Below are 17,950 nucleotides of genomic sequence, written 5' to 3'. Positions count from 1 at the left end.
ATTTAAATTAAGCGAAGCCAATGGCCCAACTGGTGCCAAACGCTTGTGGGAACAAGAGTCAGCAGCCAGGTCATCGTGAGATAGCGAAGTAGTTTGCCAATGAACATATAAACCAAGCAAGGGGCCCAAGCTAGCCTCAACCAGCCCGCAGCCAAACACAGGGGATCACCAAAACCGGGGAGCCAGGACAAGAGGAGCATTTTGGGGCCGCGCTCTTCAAGCCAGCGCTGCATCCTACTGTTAGAGGGGCCTTTTAGGGACTCGAAGCTATTACGACTGAGTAAGCCAAGCCACCAATCAAACATGCCACCCAAAGTGTTACCTATAGTGGCAACAATAATAGCAACCCAATACAAATGGGGGTTAACTGAAACATAGCCGAAGAGGATAGGCTCAGAACCTACGGGTAGCAAAGTTGCCGAGACAAAGGCACTGATAAATACTGCTGGCAAGCCAACCGATGGCATTCCCAAGTAGTCGAAAAGCTGACTCAGAATTTGCTCCATTAAGCCATGACTCCAGGGGGGCTAGAAAGTAAGGATATGACCATCCCCTAAGTATGCCCCAATAGGCATTTTGAGCGGCTATACATCTGAGGGCCAATGTCTTTTTGAATTGCCCGCAATTCTGAATTCTTGCTTAAACTGTAGGTGTCTCCATATTCATTAATCCCCCCTATTTACAGATAGCCACATGAATCACCCCATCCCCAAGCCAGATCAATATCAAGACATGCGCGAAGCATTGCGCGACCTTTGCGGTAGCTTTGACTCCGCCTATTGGCAAAAGGTGGATCATGAAAGAGTGTATCCAGAAGCCTTTGTTGATGCGATGGCTCAGGCTGGTTGGTTAGCCGCTTTAATTCCGGAGGAGTTTGGTGGCTCTGGCCTAGGTCTTGCTGAGGCCTCGGTCATCATGGAAGAAATTAATTTCTCAGGGGGCAATGCGGGGTCATGTCACGGCCAAATGTACAACATGAGTACTTTGCTTCGCCATGGCTCAGACTTCCAAAAAAAGCTCTACCTCCCCAAAATTGCTACCGGAGAATTGCGTCTTCAGAGTATGGCGGTTACCGAACCCACTACAGGCACTGACACAACCAAACTAAAAACTACTGCCGTTAAAAAAGGTGATAAGTATGTTGTCAATGGTCAGAAAGTTTGGATCTCTCGTATTCAGCATTCCGATTTGATGATTCTGCTTGCACGCACTACCCCACTGGCAGAAGTGAAGAAAAAATCAGAGGGTATGTCAATCTTCATCGTTAACCTCAAAGATGCTATTGGCAAGGGGATGGCGATTCAGCCGATCGCCAATATGGTGAATCATGAAACCAATGAAGTCTTCTTTGACAACTTAGAGATCCCTGCAGAGAATTTAATTGGAGAAGAAGGTCAAGGATTTAAGTACATCCTGGATGGCCTAAATGCGGAGCGAGTTCTCATTGCTGCGGAGTGTATTGGTGATGCCTACTGGTTCGTTGATAAAGCACGTCGTTATGCTAATGAGCGGGTGGTATTTGATCGCCCAATCGGTAAGAACCAGGGTATTCAATTTCCAATTGCGGACGCCTATATTGAGACTGAAGCGGCCAACCTGATGCGCTTTAAAGCATGCGAGCTTTTTGATGCCAAGCAAGCTTGTGGCGCTGAGTCCAATATGGCCAAGTACTTGGCTGCAAAAGCATCCTGGGAAGCGGCTAATGTTTGCCTACAAACTCATGGTGGCTTTGGCTTTGCCAATGAGTATGATGTCGAGCGCAAGTTCCGAGAAACTCGCCTCTATCAAGTGGCGCCTATTTCAACCAACTTAATTTATTCCTATATGGCGGAGCATGTCCTTGGTCTACCACGCTCCTTTTAACAGGCAACAATTATGAGTATTCGTCCATTGGATGGCATCACAGTTATTGCGCTAGAGCATGTCATTGCCGCACCTTTTTGCACCCGTCAGCTAGCCGACTTGGGAGCGCGCATTATTAAGATCGAGCGCCCTGAGGGTGGAGATTTTGCTCGAGGCTATGACACACAAGTGGAAGGAATGTCTTCTCACTTTGTTTGGGTCAATCGATCGAAAGAAAGTCTGACGCTCGACCTTAAGCAAGATTCTGCATTGGCAATATTAAGGGCCCTATTAAAAACAGCTGATGTTTTTATACAAAATCTTGCCCCTGGCGCAGCAGCCCGAATGGGACTCACTGCTGAAATATTGCAAAAAGATAATCCTGGTTTAATTCTTTGCTCTATCTCTGGCTATGGTAATGATGGCCCCTACCGCGATAAAAAAGCTTATGACCTGTTGATTCAGAGTGAAGCAGGCTTCTTGTCAGTCACTGGTACACCAGAAACCCCTAGCAAGGCTGGTAACTCCATTGCTGATATAGCGGCAGGGATGTATGCCTACACCAATATTTTGGCCGCACTACTACAAAGAGGGAAAACTGGAAAAGGAACAGTAATCGATATTTCCATGCTTGAGGCCTTGAGTGAATGGATGAGCTTCCCTATGTATTACGCTTATAAAGGTGCAAATCCACCATCTAGAAATGGGGCATCCCATGCCACCATTTATCCATATGGTCCATTTAAGACTGGGGATGGAAAAACAGTGATGCTGGGATTGCAGAACGAACGGGAGTGGGCACAGTTTTGCGAAATTGTTTTAGAGAATCCTACCCTTGCTCAAGATGATCGATTTGATAAAAACTTCAAGCGAAATGAAAAGCGCACCGAACTTCTTGAAATCATTAACGCCTGCTTTAGCCAGATTACGGGAGAACAATTAATTGCGCGATTAGATAAAGCTCAGATTGCTAACGCTCGACTGAACGACATGGATGGTCTTTGGAAGCATGAGCAATTAAAAGCTCGTCAGCGTTGGACTGAAGTTGCCACTCCAAATGGCAATATCGCAGCAATACTGCCGCCGGGAGTCAATGATAGTTACGACTATCGTATGGATCCGGTTCCAGCAGTAGGAGAGCATACCAATGCAATCCTCTCGGAACTAGGGATGTCATCTTCTGAAATTGCAGCCCTACGGTCTGAAGGTGCGATTTAAAGCAAAGGTGACGTTAAGTGAGCTGCATTCTCTAGAAGCACTCGCCAATGCGGTCGCTTAGACCAAGACACCGGGTCAACCATATCAGATTTAGCCAAATATGTCTCAATCAAAGTCTGGAGCTTGGCACAAAACTCATCGTTGTATACGATTAAGCTAATTTCAAAATTGAGACGCAAACTTCGTTGATCAAAATTTACAGATCCAAAGATAGCAACTCGTTTATCTATCAATAAGCTCTTTGTATGCAATAAGCCTCCATGAAATTCAGCGATCTTGACGCCGGCATTCATGAGGTCGGTATAAAAACTGCGGCTACTCCAAGCAACTAATGTTGAGTCGTTTAATTTAGGAACAATGAGGGTCACTTTTACACCACGACCCGCTGCAGCCATCAGCGCCTGAATCAATCCATCATCCGGACCAAAATATGGCGTAGTGATGGTGAGCTCTTCACGCGCATCCATGATGGCGGAGAGTAATACCTGATAGAGGATATCGTCGCGATATACAGGTCCAGAAGAAAACTCTTGGGCCAGCACATTTCCCTCGATCGGCATTAAAGCTGGTGCTGCCTTATTAAAGTGCGTAATCTTAGGGTTATCGACACTCCAATCAAATGAGAATGTCAGCTCAAACGGAGAGGCAACTGGTCCTTCAATCCTGACCATTGCGTCGACCCACTCACCCACACCAGAATCCTGTTTAAAACTACGTGGGTCAACCATATTCATGCTGCCAGTCCAAACAATGGCGTTATCAATCACAAATATTTTACGGTGTAGTCTGAGATCGGCGCGACGGAACTGGAGGCGGCCAATTTGGATTGGCAAAGCCTCGCCAACCTGAATACCGGCTTTTCTGAAGCGATTAGGCCAGCTTGATTTAAACCAATCATTACTTCCTAGAGAGTCCAAGAGCACCTTGCAAGCTACTCCACGCTTAGCGGCCGCAATTAAAGCCTCACCAACACGGTCAGCATCACCGCCTAATGCCCAAATATAAAACTCCAAATGCAGTGTTTTCTTGGCTTGATTAATCTCATCAACGAAGCATTGCAAGATCTCCAATGAACTTGTGAAAAGCTCTAACTTGTTACCAGCAATGACGGGGGATCCGTTCTTTGATTCCGCCAATAAACTGAGCGCCCTCCCCTCAATAGGAAGTAACTGTCTATCAGCCTGATAGTGCTTGCGCATATCCCCAGTAATGGCGGCATACTCTTTATCCATCCGAATAATTTTTCGAGTGAGCTTACGACCCACTGGGCGCTCACCAATTAAAATGTATAAGCTAACACCAATCAACGGAAATAAAACCACAATCAAAAACCAGGCAATCGAAACTGCTACCGGTCTTCTGACAGAAATCATATGAAATCCAAATAGGATCACAATCGCAACATGCAATATCGGCGCCCAAATAAATGAGACGCCGAAAATAGATCCTGATAGGTAATTTAAAAAGTTCATACGATTTCCAGTTCAGCAGTGATGCCTAAGTGATCAGATAGTTTCAACCATTCATGCAACACTTCTGCAGAATGAATTTTTATGCCCCGCACATAAATCCGATCCATCGGAAGTATGGGCTTCACACTCGGAAAGGTTTTTGCAGGAGAGCCAGTTAGAGCTTCGAAAACTTCATTAAAACCAGCGGCGCGCATTGGGGCGCTCACACGATTGCGCCAATCATTGAAGTCCCCCGCCACAATCGTTGGACAACCCCCTGCCAGTGAATCAATGTAATGAATAATTTCTTCTAATTGACGCTCTCGCCCTCTTTCAAATAGCGCTAGGTGAACACAAAAACAATGGATCGGGATTGCCACACCTTCTAATTGAGTAATGCTGTGGAGCAGGCCACGTCTCTCAAATGGATAAGCAGAGATATTGTAGTTCTCACCCTTATGTAAAGGTCTTTTAGAGAGAATCGCATTGCCATGATGACCATCTGGGTACTCGACATTCTTACCGTAGTGCCAGTCGTGCCAAAAGTCTTCAGAGAGAAAATGGGTGAGCTCTGTTAATGGCCATTGGCCAAATCGTTTCATCCGGCCACGATGCTCCTGCTGCAGCTCCTGCAAAAAAAGTAAGTCTGGGTGATGGCTACGCATTTTCTGACGTAGTTCGTAGATAGTAGATTTTCTGTGTAAAGGTGATAAGCCCTTATGCACATTCATACTCATCACGCTAAAGCGACCCACCTTACCTTGCATCATTAAAACTGTCCAGCTGCACGCTGTCGTCTAACGCGTGCTAAATAAATTTCACCCTCAACTAAATCTTGGCATTGCATACATTTATTGCAGACGGATGCCTGATCACGCAGCTCATCAATAGAGTCGATTGGATGGGTATCGAGATATTCCCGAAGATCAACATCGAGAACCTCATTACAGAGACAGATGACTTCGGCCATGAGCTAAAAAGGGGAAATTGTTTGCATTAATGCCATTTTGCCATCCCCTTGCTAGAATCGAGCCCATGTTGACGACCTTTCAGGATGCCTTAAGTCTCCTTGCGCATTTAGATGCCGGGGTAATGGGTATCGTCCTAGTCTCACTTCAGGTAAGCCTAACAGCGCTACTTTTGGGCACAATCATCGGACTGCCGCTGGGGGCGGTTTTAGCAACCGAGGAATTTAGCGGTAAAAAAGCAATCACCATCGCCCTAAATACCCTCATGGGTGTCCCAACAGTGATTGTGGGTGTAGTTGTATACCTTCTACTATCCAGGACAGGGCCTTTAGGGGTATGGGGCTGGCTCTTTACACCCAAGGGTATGATCCTTGCCCAAACACTGCTCACAACCCCTCTCATTGCCGCTTTGAGCCGCCAAATCTTAGAGGATTCATGGAGAATTCATCGAGACTCCTTTATGGCACTTCGCCTACCCAGAATTTCTGCCCTGAAATGGCTGATTTGGGACTGCCGTTTTTCATTAACCATTGCAGTCTTGGCTGGACTGGCCAGAGCAATATCCGAGGTTGGCGCAGTAATGATCGTCGGCGGCAACATTGACCGCTCAACCCGCACCATGACTACAGCAATCGCTCTGGAAACGAGTAAAGGCGATCTCCCCTTGGCTCTAGCCTTAGGTATTGTTTTGCTAGGTATTGTGCTGTTGGCAAACCTATTTACGTTTGTAGTTCGTCAAATTGCGGAGCGTCGCTATGGTTAATTCCTCCGAGCAATTTAAGCAATTCATCGAACTCAAGGACATCATTGTCAAAAACGATGGGCGAATTATTTTAGATATTCCTCATGCGATTATTCCCGCTGACCGGATTTGTGCCTGCATTGGTCCTAATGGTGCTGGAAAAACGACCTTCCTAAAACTAGTTGATGGTTTGATTAAACCGAATTCAGGCACAGTCACTCACTCAAACCGCGCGATCAAATCATCTCTCGTATTGCATCACACACCAATGATCAAGGCCTCGGCTAGAGCCAACATTGCAATGGTTACAGACTCCGATCCCTCGATTCACTCTAGCGCTATTGATGTAGTGATGGAGCAGATCGGATTAAGCCATCTTGCTAACAGCCCAGCACATAAACTCTCGGCAGGAGAAAGACAAAAATTATGCTTAGGGCGAGCTATCTTGCAAAAACCCAATTTAGTCTTACTCGATGAACCCACCGCGAATTTAGATCCCAATACTACAGAGCAGGTCGAAGAAATCATTCGTCAATTTAAGCTCGAGGGATCAGATGTAATCTTCACATCCCACCAGCTTGCACAAGTCCAAAGACTGGCGGAGTACATTGTGTTTATCGACCAAGGACAGATCAAAGAAAAAGGACCCGTAGGTCCTTTCTTTACCAATCCTCAGACACAAGCAGCTAAACGCTACTTACATCAAGAATTACTAGCCGACTAATTACTTTGCCGCAGGTGCTGCAGCTACAGGCGCCACAAATGGTGGCGGAGCCACACATGCGGCTGGAGCAGGCGTTCCAGAAACTCTGAAGCGATCAGCTACCTTATTTTGAGCCTGGCATAGCTGGAATGCTCCAACCCTGTCGCCATAGGCAGATTTTGCTTTTGCTAAATTTGCAGCCTCTTGAGCTTCAGGTGTGAGGGGAGGCAAAGCAGCAAATACAGCCGTGCTGGCGAATGAGCAGAGTGTGAGAGCAATGATTTTTTTCATAGCCATGTCCTTATTTATTAACTTTGTCATACCAGAGCTCATGGTGCTCTTTAGCCCAAGTAGCATCAACGTAACCAGTCATCATGCCGTCCGAGGAACCTTGCATACCAATAGAACCGATGTAAATGTGACCCATTGCCATTGCAGTCATCAAGATAGAGGCAGTGCTATGAATGATGTTAGCTAATTGCATGGTACCGCGCAGATATTGCACGTCCATGAATGGCACAATCATATCAAGCACGAATCCAGAAGCGGAGATGGTGAGACCCAGAACAACCATACCAAACCAGAACCAGATTTTTTCTCCCATATTAAAGAAGCCTGCAGGTGGATGCTTGCCAGTTAAAGCCCCACCAAGAGACATCAACCAGGTGAGGTCACCCTTGCCTGGGATATTACGAGTGGCAAATAGCAAGAAGAAAATGACAACGCTCAGAGTAAACAGTGGTCCAGAATAATTATGGATGTTCTTACAAATCATTAAGAATGATCCATAAGCTGCTCCGCCGATCAAAGGCATTACAAAAAACTTACCCCACAAAATCAACATACCGGTTAACGCTAGGCCGATAAAGCTGGCAGCCATTACCCAGTGGGTGAAACGCTCAAAACCATTAAAGCGCTTGATTTTTTGACCTGACATAGGGGCATGTAGCTTAATTGGACCCTTGACCAAGAACAGCCCAGCAATAGCAAAGAAAGCAATGGCCAAGATCCATGCACCGTATACAGTGATGACCCCATTACGAATTAAGCGCCATTGTTGTCCAGCACGTTGAATCAATACACTAGACTCTTTGTCAGGAATGCTCACGTAGTTGTAAGGATCGCTATTGGCTGTATCCCAAATTGCACCCTCTTTTGGAGCTGTATTCGCCGGTTGTGATTGAGCCTGAGTTCCATTAGAAATCGCATTGAGATCCTTTGGGAAATCAATTCCGCTTGGGCTAGGCAGAGGCGGCATTGGCGCACGATCTGCCATGCTCACACCGCTTAGCAAGCTGAGTGATACACCCAGTGCTATTAACCAAGAGCGGCTAACACTTGAAAATGATCGATTCATACAAATATCCTTAAACGTTTTCGTTTTATTTATTGTTGTTTAACTGATCACTTAGCGCGTGAATACTCAGATTGCTTCTGATTGCGCTTGTTAATCGCTTCCGTCCAACTTGCTTGATCGCCGGGAGTCCACCCTTTGGTCATAAACCCATTATCAGCACCCATGTATGGTGCGACATCCGGACGCTTGGCTGCATAAGCTGCAACTTCAGGCGGTTCGGAGCAAGCGGATAAAAGCGTGCCTGCTGCCAAACCAATGGCGAGAATTTTGAAATTCAATTTCATGATTTCGCTCCTGGAATTTTGTTAGCAGGCGTTGGCTTTGGCGCAGGCGATCCTGAAGGACCATAAGCAGTTGACCAACCAAAGATATCGTTACTCGGGTATCTACCATTCGCCTCACGAATTGAGACACGTTTAGCGTAGATAGAAGAAATTACTTCGTCATCTCCACCAATCAATGCTTTAGTCGAACACATCTCAGCACATAAAGGCAACTTACCTTCTGCTAAACGGTTACGACCATATTTCTCAAACTCAGCAACGCTACCATTGGCTTCTGGGCCACCACTACAGAAAGTACACTTGTCCATCTTGCTGCGTGAACCAAAGGCACCTTGGCTTAAGAACTGAGGTGCGCCAAATGGGCAAGCAAAAGAGCAGTAACCGCAACCAATACAGATATCTTTGTCATGCAAGACCACACCTTCATCAGTACGGTAGAAACAATCTACTGGGCAGACGGCCATACATGGCGCATCGGAACAGTGCATACATGCAACTGAAATAGACTTTTCTTTACCAACAATGCCATCGTTAACCGTAACAACACGGCGACGGGTAATGCCCCAAGGTACTTCGTTATCGTTCTTACAAGCAGTGACACAGCCGTTGCATTCAATGCATCGCTCTGTATCGCAAATAAATTTCATTCTTGCCATGGTGTTCTCCTGACTTTATTTTTTAACTTAGGCAAATTTTTCGATTTGGCACATAGTGGTTTTAGTTTCTTGCATCATCGTTACCTGATCGTAGCCATAGGTGGTTGCAGTATTCACAGCCTCACCTAAAACTACCGGGGCAGCGCCCTCTGGGTAATATTTACGCAAGTCGTTACCCTGCCACCAACCAGCAAAGTGGAATGGGACAAATGCTGTATCTTGGTCAACCCGCTCAGTAACCATTGCGCGCACCTTGATCTTGGCACCTGTTGGTGACTTGACCCATACATAGTCCCAATTCTTAATACCACGAGCTTGAGCGGCCTTCGGATTGATCTCCACAAAGTTCTCTTGTTGCAACTCTGCCAACCACGGGTTGGAACGTGTTTCATCCCCTCCACCCTCGTACTCAACTAAACGACCAGAGGTCAGAACAATTGGGAACTTCTCGTAGAGCTTCTCCTTCAAGTTCTGATCTTGAACTGTTTTGAACAGTGTTGGTAAGCGCCAGAAATTCTTCTTATCTGCAGATGTTGGGTACTTACGCATCATTGGCTCGTTGGTGCTGTAGAGAGCCTCGCGATGGACCGGAATCGCATCTGGGAAGTTCCACACTACTGCACGTGCCTTAGCATTACCAAATGGATGGCAGCCATTCTTCATGACAACACGTTGGATGCCGCCTGATAAGTCAGTTTTCCAGTTTTTACCGTCTGCTGCTTTTTGCTCACCTTCAGTCAACTGATTCCACCAACCGAGTTTTTTCACGAGTACATGATCAAATTCTGGGTAACCCGTAGTGATCGCTGAGCCCTTAGAGAAGGAACCATCTTCAGCCAATAAATTCTTGCCGTCTCTTTCCACACCAAAGTTTGCGCGGAAATTACCACCACCTTCCATGACGCTCTTGCTGGTGTCATAGAGGTTTGGTGAACCAGGATGCTTGATAGCGGCAGTGCCGTAACAAGGCCAAGGCAAACCATAGTAATCACCTGTTGTGTCGTAACCAGTTACCGGATCAACACCACCACGTGACTTCAATGTTTTCGGATCAAATACGCCAGCCATTCTCATGTGCGCTTTTAAACGCTCAGGAGTTTGACCTGTGTAACCAATAGTCCAAACAGATCGATTGATTTCCCGCAGGATGTCTTCAATCTGCGGCTCTTTCCACTGCTTACCCGCAAACTTCGAGTTCAGCATCTTGTAATTCTTTGATAGCTCTTGACCAAAGCCAAGGCGATCAGCTAATGCCTGCATGATCACATGGTCTGGCACAGACTCAAATAATGGATCAATCACTTTCTCGCGCCACTGTAATGATCGGTTCGAAGCGGTGCATGAGCCCGTTGTCTCAAACTGAGTTGTAGCTGGCAATAAGTACACATTACGATTTTTATTTACAGACTGGCCTTCAGCAGGCGGCATTGCTGCCATTGCGGCAGTCGCACTTGGGTATGGATCAACCACAACCAATAAATCCAACTTATCCATCGCGCGCTTCATGTCCAAGCCGCGAGTTTGTGAATTTGGTGCATGACCCCAGAAGAACAAACCTTTTACATTGGTTTGTTGATCAATCATGTCATTCTTCTCGAGCACCGCATCAACCCAACGAGAAACCGTAGTACCGGACTTCTCCATCATGTCAGGAGCGTAGCGACCTTTGATCCACTCGTAGTCAACGCCCCATACAGTTGCGTAATGTTTCCATGAACCCGCTGCAAGACCATAGTAGCCAGGTAATGAATCAGGGTTAGGACCAACGTCAGTTGCGCCTTGAACGTTATCGTGACCACGGAAAATGTTAGCACCGCCACCGGACTTACCGATATTACCAAGGGCTAATTGGAGGATGCAAGAAGCGCGCACCATAGCGTTACCAATGGTGTGTTGTGTTTGACCCATACACCAGACCAAAGTGCTTGGACGGTTCTTTGCCATTGTCTCAGCAACTTTGTACATCTGCGCTTCTGGAACACCACAAGCCTCTTCGACATTCTTTGGAGTCCACTTTTCCATCACTTCTTTGCGGATCTCGTCCATACCGTAAACACGGTCATTGATGTATTTCTTATCTTCCCAACCATTGTTGAAGATGTGATACAGAACACCGAACAAGAATGGAATATCAGTACCCGAACGAATGCGAACATACTGATCAGATTTAGCAGCAGTCCGGGTATAGCGTGGGTCAACTACGATAACCTTGCAACCATTTTCTTTTGCATGCAATAAGCTGAGCATAGACACTGGATGTGCTTCAGCAGCATTAGAACCAATGTATAACGCTGCCTTGGAATTCATCATGTCGTTGTAGCTATTGGTCATAGCACCATAACCCCAAGTGTTTGCCACACCGGCAACTGTCGTGGAGTGACAAATTCGAGCTTGATGGTCTGTATTGTTGGTTCCGAAGAAAGAAACCCACTTACGCAATAAATAAGCTTGTTCGTTATTGTGCTTTGAAGAACCAATAAAGAAGAGTGAATCTGGGCTGTACTTGGTACGCAAATCTTTCATCTGCGCAGAAATTTCAGTCAAAGCCTGATCCCAAGAAATACGTTGATATTTGCCGTCAACCAACTTCATTGGGTAACGCAAACGGAAATCGCCGTGACCATGCTCGCGCAAAGATGCACCCTTAGCGCAGTAAGCGCCCAAGTTAATTGGGGAATCAAATGCAGAATCTTGACGAACCCAAACACCGTTCTCAACAGTCGCGTCAGTTGCGCAACCTACGGAGCAGTGGGTACAAATCGTTCTCTTCACCTCAATCTTGCCCTTGCCGTCCAGCATCGCTTTGCTTGGCTCAGCAACCGCTTTTTGCACTAAGCTCAACTGGCTTGCCGCGATACCAGCACCAACGCCAACTCCTGAGCGCTTGAGGAAGGTACGACGATCCATCGTCGGCACAGCGGATTGAAGTCCACGTGACAAGCTACCGATGAGGCGGGATGCAGGTGTAGAGCGACCGCTCTGTGGGGTATTGGATTTACGAGTCAGACTCATATGTTGTCCCTGAAAAATATTTTTATTTAATTATTTGGAAACGACTTCGCTAAAAACTGAATTCAAAGCATGGTGGTTTCGTAGTACTTACGAATGTGGGCAGATAACTGATAACCGTCATCTTTGCCCTGAACTGTACTGCCGATTTCTTGAATGACTGCCTTACCAATAGAAGTTTGCGAGGCAACGGCAACTGCGCCAACAGTGGCACCAGCTCCGATGAAAAACTTTCTCCGTGCAGGCTTATTTTCTTCGTTTGCTACGGCTGTAGATTTGGTGTTCATCTAATGCTCCTGTTTAGTGCAAATTTGATATGTATTGAGTGTAATTGGTAAATGTATTTTTTGCATATTTAGAATTTTTATTTTTATAGGGATTTCCCTCTTGTGCAATGCAACATTAAATCATGTCGAAACTCTGCCCCTCTATCGCCAGAAATTCTCTCGTTAAAGCGGCTACTGGATGGTAGAGATGCATATCAGCAATATCTTCTATGGCATTACAGAGTTCGTCATACCAGGGACGAATATGGTCATTAAAAAAAGTGCGCTGATTAGTAAGGTTGGAGACCTCTACATCGTCACCTGCTATGAGATAGCGCATAACCTCACAGAGCGCTGAGAGATGATCTTCAGTCTCAGTGACCTCTTCAGCCGACTCCAAGCCATAAACCTCTAAAGCACGTCGAATCTCGACAAGCGGCTTTTCATTCAGATGACCTGCCATATAAAAAGAGCCGTTCAGAATCACATTGGGACGACCCACGCTAATAAAGTTACGATCAAACTCCTCACGCCAAGATGTTGCAGGATTATGTTTGGCAACCTCGACGACGCTATGCCAAACCTTAGCTAATGGAGCATCCTCAGGCTTCGCCTCCTCCCCATCTGGGATAGAGGCGGCTATTTGATCTAATAATTCCTGATCTGGCGGCTGATGAAAGAATCTAGCAATCAAGCCATATAGATCGGCCCTAGCCAAATCCTCTGGCAAACCGACATCACCAACCTCAGTAGAGGTGCCCTCTTTTATCTGCTCACTCATAATTCTTTCTTCGCCATATCCACAACACGGCAGTCGCCGCACATCTTTAACCTATCAAGCGCTGCCCCTGCAAAGGCACCATGGGCGCCTAACTTCAGCAGCATCAAATCCACCATCTTTGCTGTTCCAAAGACCTTGCCACAGCTAATGCAATGGAATGGCTTAGTCTCGTTAAGCTCTATTTTTTGCCTACGCTCTTCCACTGTCTGTAAACGAGGAGCTAGAGACAAAGCTTGTTCGGGACAAGTTGTGACGCAGATGCCACATTGAACACACTGCTTTTCAATAAAGGAAAGCTTAGGCTCGTCTAAGTTATCTAACAAAGCGCCCTCGGGACAACTGCCCACGCAAGACATACAGAGTGTGCAAGTATCTTGATTGATATTCAGGCCACCCAAGAGAGAGGACTTGGGCAAAGCAATCCCACCAGCAGGAAGCGGTGTCTTTGCTTGCTTTTGTAAATGCTCTAAAGCCATTTCAATGGTTTCGCGCTTTTGGTTGCTCAAACCAAAGCTTGCAGGCGTGCATATTGCTGACAAAAAACCACGCTGACGAAGCTTACCCATTGCAGCCGATGCAAGCTGGAGATCTTCAACAGAGTTGAGTTGAATTAGGGAGAATCTGGCATCGAATCCATAGGCGGCCAAAATCGCATTACCCAAATCGCTTTGCGTTTCTAGTGCAGCTAGGTAAGCAGGATCCTCATCGCCCGTGAGTAGAAGAATGACCTCACCAAAACCATAGCTCAGTGCGCCTAGCCATAAATCTAAGCCAGTCGAGGCAATATGTTCAACTCCATAAGGCAAGACAAAGGATGGTAATCCTTCAAACTGATTTGGTCTTAAGTGAGCTAAGCGTCCGAGAGAATCTAAAGCTAGGGTGCCGACCTTCAGATTGTGCAGTAGCAAAGCAGGTGCTTGCGTTTGTTTAACCTTTGCGCTCTCAGCAGCAAAGATATTAGCAAGAGTTTTAATCTCCCTGCCTTGATGGGCCACACTTGGATAGTTGTAGCGCATCGCGCCCGATGGACATACGGTCGAGCAGGCTCCGCAACCCATACATAAATTGGGATTAACCTCTACAGTGCCCTGCCCGCTTTTAAACAAAGATGAGATTGCGCCGGTAGAACACACATCGATACAAGCACTGCAGCCCACTTTGCCATTGCGGCCGTGAGCGCAAATCTTTTCTGTATAGGCAAAGTATTTAGGCTTTTCAAATTCACCAACTAAACCTAATAATTGATTTGCTGCCAATGCTTGCTCAAGTGGATCTTTTCCAGGAGCAAAGTAGCCTTGCGGAGTCTGACTCATACGCATTTTGGGATCGGCACGCAAATCCATAATCAAATCAAACTCAGCATTACGCTGGCGCTCTACTCGATCAAAATTAATCGCACCGATACCAGCGCAAGCCGTAATGCATGCTCGATGCGATTTACATTTATCTAAATCAATCTGAAACGAATCATCAATTGCACTTTCCGGGCAAACCTCAACACAGGCGCCGCAGCGCGTACACATCTCTGGATCAATTGGATTTTGCAAATTCCAGTCAACAGAAAATTGCCCCAAATACCCATCTAACTTTGTTATTTCACCGGTATAGATGGGAAAGTTTCTTGCAATTGGCAATGCGCCTGGCTCTGTGCATAGAACTGAGACATCAAGAGAGTCACTGAGTTTTTCAGCCCAAGGGAAAGCTTGATCGCCAGCACCCACAATCAATAGTCGACCTTGGCTCTCATAATTGACAACAGGAACAGGTTCTGCCTCGGGTAAATCTGCTAAGGCGAGTAGTGCAGCGATCTTCGGTGTAGAGGCTTTAGCTTCTTGCGTCCAACCAGCTAACTCACGAATATTGATGAAGCGTAATGGTGCCACCAAAGGTTTTGATGATTGTTCGGCTAATTCACTAAATAAAGCACTCTCCTGGGTGCATGCGATCACAATCGAGTCGCTGCCATCGAATGCTTTAATGACTGAACCAATTTCCTGTCTGCATAAGGAATTATGCACAGTGAGACCCAAAGCCTTACCATCCAAAGGCATGGTTCCGTTGCAATTGCAGACTAATTTTTGACTCATTGGTTTCTTCTTAACTGGTTTTCTTGTCTACGGGTAATGGGTCTTTATTGCCCACTTCCTGAATAGGTGCTTGTGTGGATATTAAATCAGTCTGTGAAGCTAGGGGTAAAGCCCGCTCCTCTGCCTCGGGAGCTTTATTGACAGCGGTTTGCGTGCTTGGGCTTTTCTCATCACTATCTTTGCTGAAAATATTTAGCATGTCAGATTGCACCATGCGTTTGAGCATTTCCATGGGAATGGGATCTGGCTTAGAGTAGTCATCAATATAGATGTCTAGACCATCCATCACATTGAAATGGGGGTCTGAAAACATTTTCTTCATAGCTGCCTGCTGAACTGCAGGATCTACATCCGGCTTCATAAAGGCAGAGAAGTCAGGTGCAAAGCGATCTATCTTCTCCACATCCTCTAAAGTGGCAGAAGGTAGTGTTTCTTTAGCATCATCCGATTCCTGCTTGAGCTCAGAGGGAGTTATTAATTCTTGTTTAGATTGATCAAGTGCCTTTTTCTCAGGCTCGACTTGCTCCCCAGACTTGAGCCGTGACCAACGATTTAGAAAGCTGCCAGCCATTAATCTTCGGCACCACGATTGGCGCCCTTAAAAGATTCAGGGCGATGACGCTTCTTAGGTTCTGGGCGGTAATGTTCATTCACAAACTCTTGTAGCCAAGAAGCGTGCTCTGGGGATAAAGGGATGTTATCTACTAATTCACCACCATCTAACAAGCGCCCTGCCTCGTTGTAACTCACACTAATCCGATGAGGAACAGCAATCGTAGCCTCAGCCTTTGCCATCTCAATAGACTGGGCATCCACATAGCGCTCAATATCATCCTCTGGGCGCCACATTATGAACCAGCAGGGTTGAGGGGCAGACAGGTTGAGATAGTAACCTTCACATTCATCCGGAAAGAGATTGAGTTCGTAACCAGTAAATAACCAGGATTCACCCCCATCATCGAGCCCCAGAAACTGCCCAGTGATTCCACTCTCTTCACTCAGTGAATTACTAAATTGCCCATAATCTGGCAAGACCTCTTGAGGCGCCCACCGATAGGAAATCCAGGGGTTATCCACAAACTGCTTACGTATGAGAACAGCAAAACGCATAAGGCCTTAGGTGTTCTGAACCACGATGTTAGGAAATTTACTGCTCATATCTTTCGAGAGCGCAGCAACCTTGATGGCGACTTGTCTTGCAATCGTCTTATAAATTGCACTGATCGCACCATCAGGATCAGCCACCACGGTTGGGCGTCCTGCGTCAGCCTGCTCACGAATAGATAAATTGAGAGGTAAAGAGCCCAAAAAGTCGACGCCATATTCTTGGCACATCTTCTGACCACCACCGGTGCCGAACACATGCTCCTCATGGCCGCAACTAGGGCAAACATAGGTACTCATATTTTCGATGATGCCCACAATCGGCACCCCAACCTTCTCAAACATCTTCAAGCCCTTACGCGCATCAAGCAAGGCAATGTCTTGCGGAGTAGTCACAATCACCGCACCTGTAACGGGCACCTTTTGAGCAAGTGTTAGTTGAATATCACCAGTGCCAGGAGGCATATCTACAATCAGGTAATCCAAATCACGCCAACGGGTTTGACGCAGTAATTGCTCCAAGGCAGAGGTCACCATTGGGCCACGCCACACCATAGGTGCATCATCATCAATCAAGAAACCAATTGAGCTCGCCTGAATACCATGACCTTCCATGGGCTCCATCGTGTTTTCTTCAACAGATGTGGGCCTTCCGGTAATGCCCAGCATCATCGGTTGGCTGGGGCCATAGATATCTGCATCCAAAACGCCAACTTGTGCGCCTTCAGCAGCTAAAGCCAAAGCTAGATTCACTGCGGTAGTAGACTTTCCAACTCCGCCTTTGCCGCTAGCAACCGCAATAATATTTTTTACATTAGGTAATAGCTTGACTCCACGCTGAACAGAATGCGCAACGATTTGGCTACTGACATTGACGCTCACGTTCTTCACTTCTGGTAATTCGCGGAGCACTGCAATAACGGATTTACGAATTGCATCAAACTGACTTTTTGCTGGGTAGCCCAAAACGATCTCTAAGCTAACGTCACCGCCATCAACGCGTAAATTTTTAACACTCTTTGATGTTACAAAATCAATTTGGGTGTTTGGATCAATCAGACCCTTTAATGCTGCTTGCACAGCCTCTACAGTAAGCGACACAACCTTCTCCTATTAAGATGAGTAAGCTCTTGAATACTCGCTCAACCTCTTTTATTAAGTCTTTTGATGAAAAATCAAATAGTGCGTAGATTAACCGCACATGCAAAAAATTGCTAAAGCCAAATTTAGGGCTATTGTGAAACTGGAAACCCAGCATCTGTTATGAGCCCCGCAGCCAATTGCGGCGTGAGTGTTGTCTCAAGTGTGACTAGCTGAGTCGTCAAGTCTGCCTGAACTTGAGCCCAGGGGTCTTGGGCCTGAACAGCCCGAGTGACTGCATTAATGCAGCCGCCACAAGTCATCCCTGAAACCTTTAGTGTGAACATAGCCACTCCTTAAAAAAACGGTCAAAATACAATTGTTGATGGTATTTTTTCACCT

At 46.3% G+C, this 17,950-nt stretch carries 20 protein-coding genes; 4 read left to right on the top strand and 16 right to left on the bottom strand.

The window, feature by feature from the left end; all coding sequences use genetic code 11:
* Nucleotides 1–2 precede the first annotated feature (2 nt).
* The gene (locus ICN43_RS06010; RefSeq protein WP_216197794.1) at nt 3–506 is read right to left on the bottom strand and encodes a YqaA family protein; all 504 of its coding nucleotides are present in this window, start codon (nt 504–506) and stop codon (nt 3–5) included.
* Nucleotides 507–693: 187 nt separating this feature from the next.
* Here ICN43_RS06010 and ICN43_RS06005 point away from each other — a divergent pair, with 187 nt between their 5' ends.
* Nucleotides 694–1,863, top strand: a complete 1,170-nt coding sequence (locus tag ICN43_RS06005) for an acyl-CoA dehydrogenase family protein (RefSeq protein ID WP_216197792.1) — start codon at nt 694–696, stop codon at nt 1,861–1,863.
* 12 nt (nt 1,864–1,875) lie between these two features.
* Nucleotides 1,876–3,060 (top strand): CaiB/BaiF CoA-transferase family protein, encoded by a 1,185-nt coding sequence (locus ICN43_RS06000; RefSeq protein ID WP_216197790.1) that lies wholly within the window; start codon nt 1,876–1,878, stop codon nt 3,058–3,060.
* On the opposite strand, the gene cls is transcribed toward ICN43_RS06000, so the two are convergent.
* Genes cls through ICN43_RS05985 form a run of 3 tightly spaced genes read right to left on the bottom strand, consistent with a single transcriptional unit; the run spans nt 3,057 to nt 5,481 of the window.
* Nucleotides 3,057–4,532, bottom strand: a complete 1,476-nt coding sequence (gene cls / locus ICN43_RS05995; RefSeq protein ID WP_216197787.1) for a cardiolipin synthase — start codon at nt 4,530–4,532, stop codon at nt 3,057–3,059. The genes ICN43_RS06000 and cls overlap by 4 nt on opposite strands.
* The gene (locus tag ICN43_RS05990; protein ID WP_216197786.1) at nt 4,529–5,281 is read right to left on the bottom strand and encodes an endonuclease/exonuclease/phosphatase family protein; all 753 of its coding nucleotides are present in this window, start codon (nt 5,279–5,281) and stop codon (nt 4,529–4,531) included. Before ICN43_RS05990 ends, cls begins: the two co-directional genes overlap by 4 nt.
* Nucleotides 5,281–5,481: a hypothetical protein gene (locus ICN43_RS05985; RefSeq protein WP_216197783.1), complete on the bottom strand. Its 201-nt coding sequence runs from the start codon at nt 5,479–5,481 to the stop codon at nt 5,281–5,283. Before ICN43_RS05985 ends, ICN43_RS05990 begins: the two co-directional genes overlap by 1 nt.
* A 65-nt stretch (nt 5,482–5,546) precedes the next feature.
* Here ICN43_RS05985 and ICN43_RS05980 point away from each other — a divergent pair, with 65 nt between their 5' ends.
* Both ICN43_RS05980 and ICN43_RS05975 read left to right on the top strand, forming a co-directional pair.
* Nucleotides 5,547–6,242, top strand: coding sequence for an ABC transporter permease (locus ICN43_RS05980; protein WP_216197782.1), 696 nt, complete (start codon nt 5,547–5,549; stop codon nt 6,240–6,242).
* The gene (locus tag ICN43_RS05975; RefSeq protein ID WP_216197780.1) at nt 6,235–6,945 is read left to right on the top strand and encodes an ATP-binding cassette domain-containing protein; all 711 of its coding nucleotides are present in this window, start codon (nt 6,235–6,237) and stop codon (nt 6,943–6,945) included. The genes ICN43_RS05980 and ICN43_RS05975 overlap by 8 nt, the downstream gene beginning before the upstream one ends.
* Here the strand turns inward: ICN43_RS05975 and ICN43_RS05970 are convergent, their stop codons facing one another.
* The 12 genes from ICN43_RS05970 to ICN43_RS05915 all read right to left on the bottom strand — a co-directional run bounded on the left by ICN43_RS05970 (nt 6,946) and on the right by ICN43_RS05915 (nt 17,895).
* On the bottom strand, nt 6,946–7,215 hold the full coding sequence (locus ICN43_RS05970; RefSeq protein ID WP_216197778.1) for a hypothetical protein: 270 nt from the start codon (nt 7,213–7,215) through the stop codon (nt 6,946–6,948).
* Between the two features lie 10 nt (nt 7,216–7,225).
* Entirely contained in the window at nt 7,226–8,281 is a 1,056-nt protein-coding gene (locus ICN43_RS05965; protein WP_216197777.1) for a formate dehydrogenase subunit gamma, read from the bottom strand.
* A 47-nt stretch (nt 8,282–8,328) separates the two neighbouring features.
* Entirely contained in the window at nt 8,329–8,565 is a 237-nt protein-coding gene (locus ICN43_RS05960; RefSeq protein WP_216197776.1) for a hypothetical protein, read from the bottom strand.
* On the bottom strand, nt 8,562–9,221 hold the full coding sequence (gene fdh3B, locus ICN43_RS05955) for a formate dehydrogenase FDH3 subunit beta (RefSeq protein ID WP_216197775.1): 660 nt from the start codon (nt 9,219–9,221) through the stop codon (nt 8,562–8,564). Before fdh3B ends, ICN43_RS05960 begins: the two co-directional genes overlap by 4 nt.
* Before the next feature lie 27 nt (nt 9,222–9,248).
* A complete protein-coding gene (locus ICN43_RS05950) occupies nt 9,249–12,233 on the bottom strand; it encodes a formate dehydrogenase subunit alpha (protein ID WP_216197773.1) in 2,985 nt (994 codons plus the stop codon).
* Nucleotides 12,234–12,295: 62 nt separating this feature from the next.
* Nucleotides 12,296–12,517 carry a formate dehydrogenase gene (locus ICN43_RS05945; RefSeq protein ID WP_216197772.1) on the bottom strand — a complete coding sequence of 74 codons (222 nt, stop codon included), beginning with the start codon at nt 12,515–12,517 and terminating at the stop codon, nt 12,296–12,298.
* 115 nt (nt 12,518–12,632) lie between these two features.
* Nucleotides 12,633–13,277: a molecular chaperone gene (locus tag ICN43_RS05940; protein ID WP_216197770.1), complete on the bottom strand. Its 645-nt coding sequence runs from the start codon at nt 13,275–13,277 to the stop codon at nt 12,633–12,635.
* Nucleotides 13,274–15,364: a 4Fe-4S binding protein gene (locus ICN43_RS05935; RefSeq protein WP_216197768.1), complete on the bottom strand. Its 2,091-nt coding sequence runs from the start codon at nt 15,362–15,364 to the stop codon at nt 13,274–13,276. The genes ICN43_RS05940 and ICN43_RS05935 overlap by 4 nt, the downstream gene beginning before the upstream one ends.
* A gap of 10 nt (nt 15,365–15,374) precedes the next feature.
* The gene (locus ICN43_RS05930) at nt 15,375–15,935 is read right to left on the bottom strand and encodes a DUF3306 domain-containing protein (protein WP_216197766.1); all 561 of its coding nucleotides are present in this window, start codon (nt 15,933–15,935) and stop codon (nt 15,375–15,377) included.
* The gene (locus tag ICN43_RS05925; RefSeq protein ID WP_216197764.1) at nt 15,935–16,474 is read right to left on the bottom strand and encodes a DUF3305 domain-containing protein; all 540 of its coding nucleotides are present in this window, start codon (nt 16,472–16,474) and stop codon (nt 15,935–15,937) included. The genes ICN43_RS05930 and ICN43_RS05925 overlap by 1 nt, the downstream gene beginning before the upstream one ends.
* A gap of 6 nt (nt 16,475–16,480) precedes the next feature.
* Nucleotides 16,481–17,569 carry an iron-sulfur cluster carrier protein ApbC gene (apbC, locus tag ICN43_RS05920; protein WP_216197762.1) on the bottom strand — a complete coding sequence of 363 codons (1,089 nt, stop codon included), beginning with the start codon at nt 17,567–17,569 and terminating at the stop codon, nt 16,481–16,483.
* A 131-nt stretch (nt 17,570–17,700) separates the two neighbouring features.
* A complete protein-coding gene (locus tag ICN43_RS05915) occupies nt 17,701–17,895 on the bottom strand; it encodes a heavy-metal-associated domain-containing protein (protein ID WP_216197760.1) in 195 nt (64 codons plus the stop codon).
* Nucleotides 17,896–17,950 lie beyond the last annotated feature (55 nt).

It is taken from the genome of Polynucleobacter sp. UK-Mo-2m-Kol15 (genome assembly GCF_018881505.1).
Taxonomy (GTDB): domain Bacteria; phylum Pseudomonadota; class Gammaproteobacteria; order Burkholderiales; family Burkholderiaceae; genus Polynucleobacter.
Note: the sequence above shows the minus strand (reverse complement) of the source record. Positions and strands in the feature narration are given on the sequence as shown.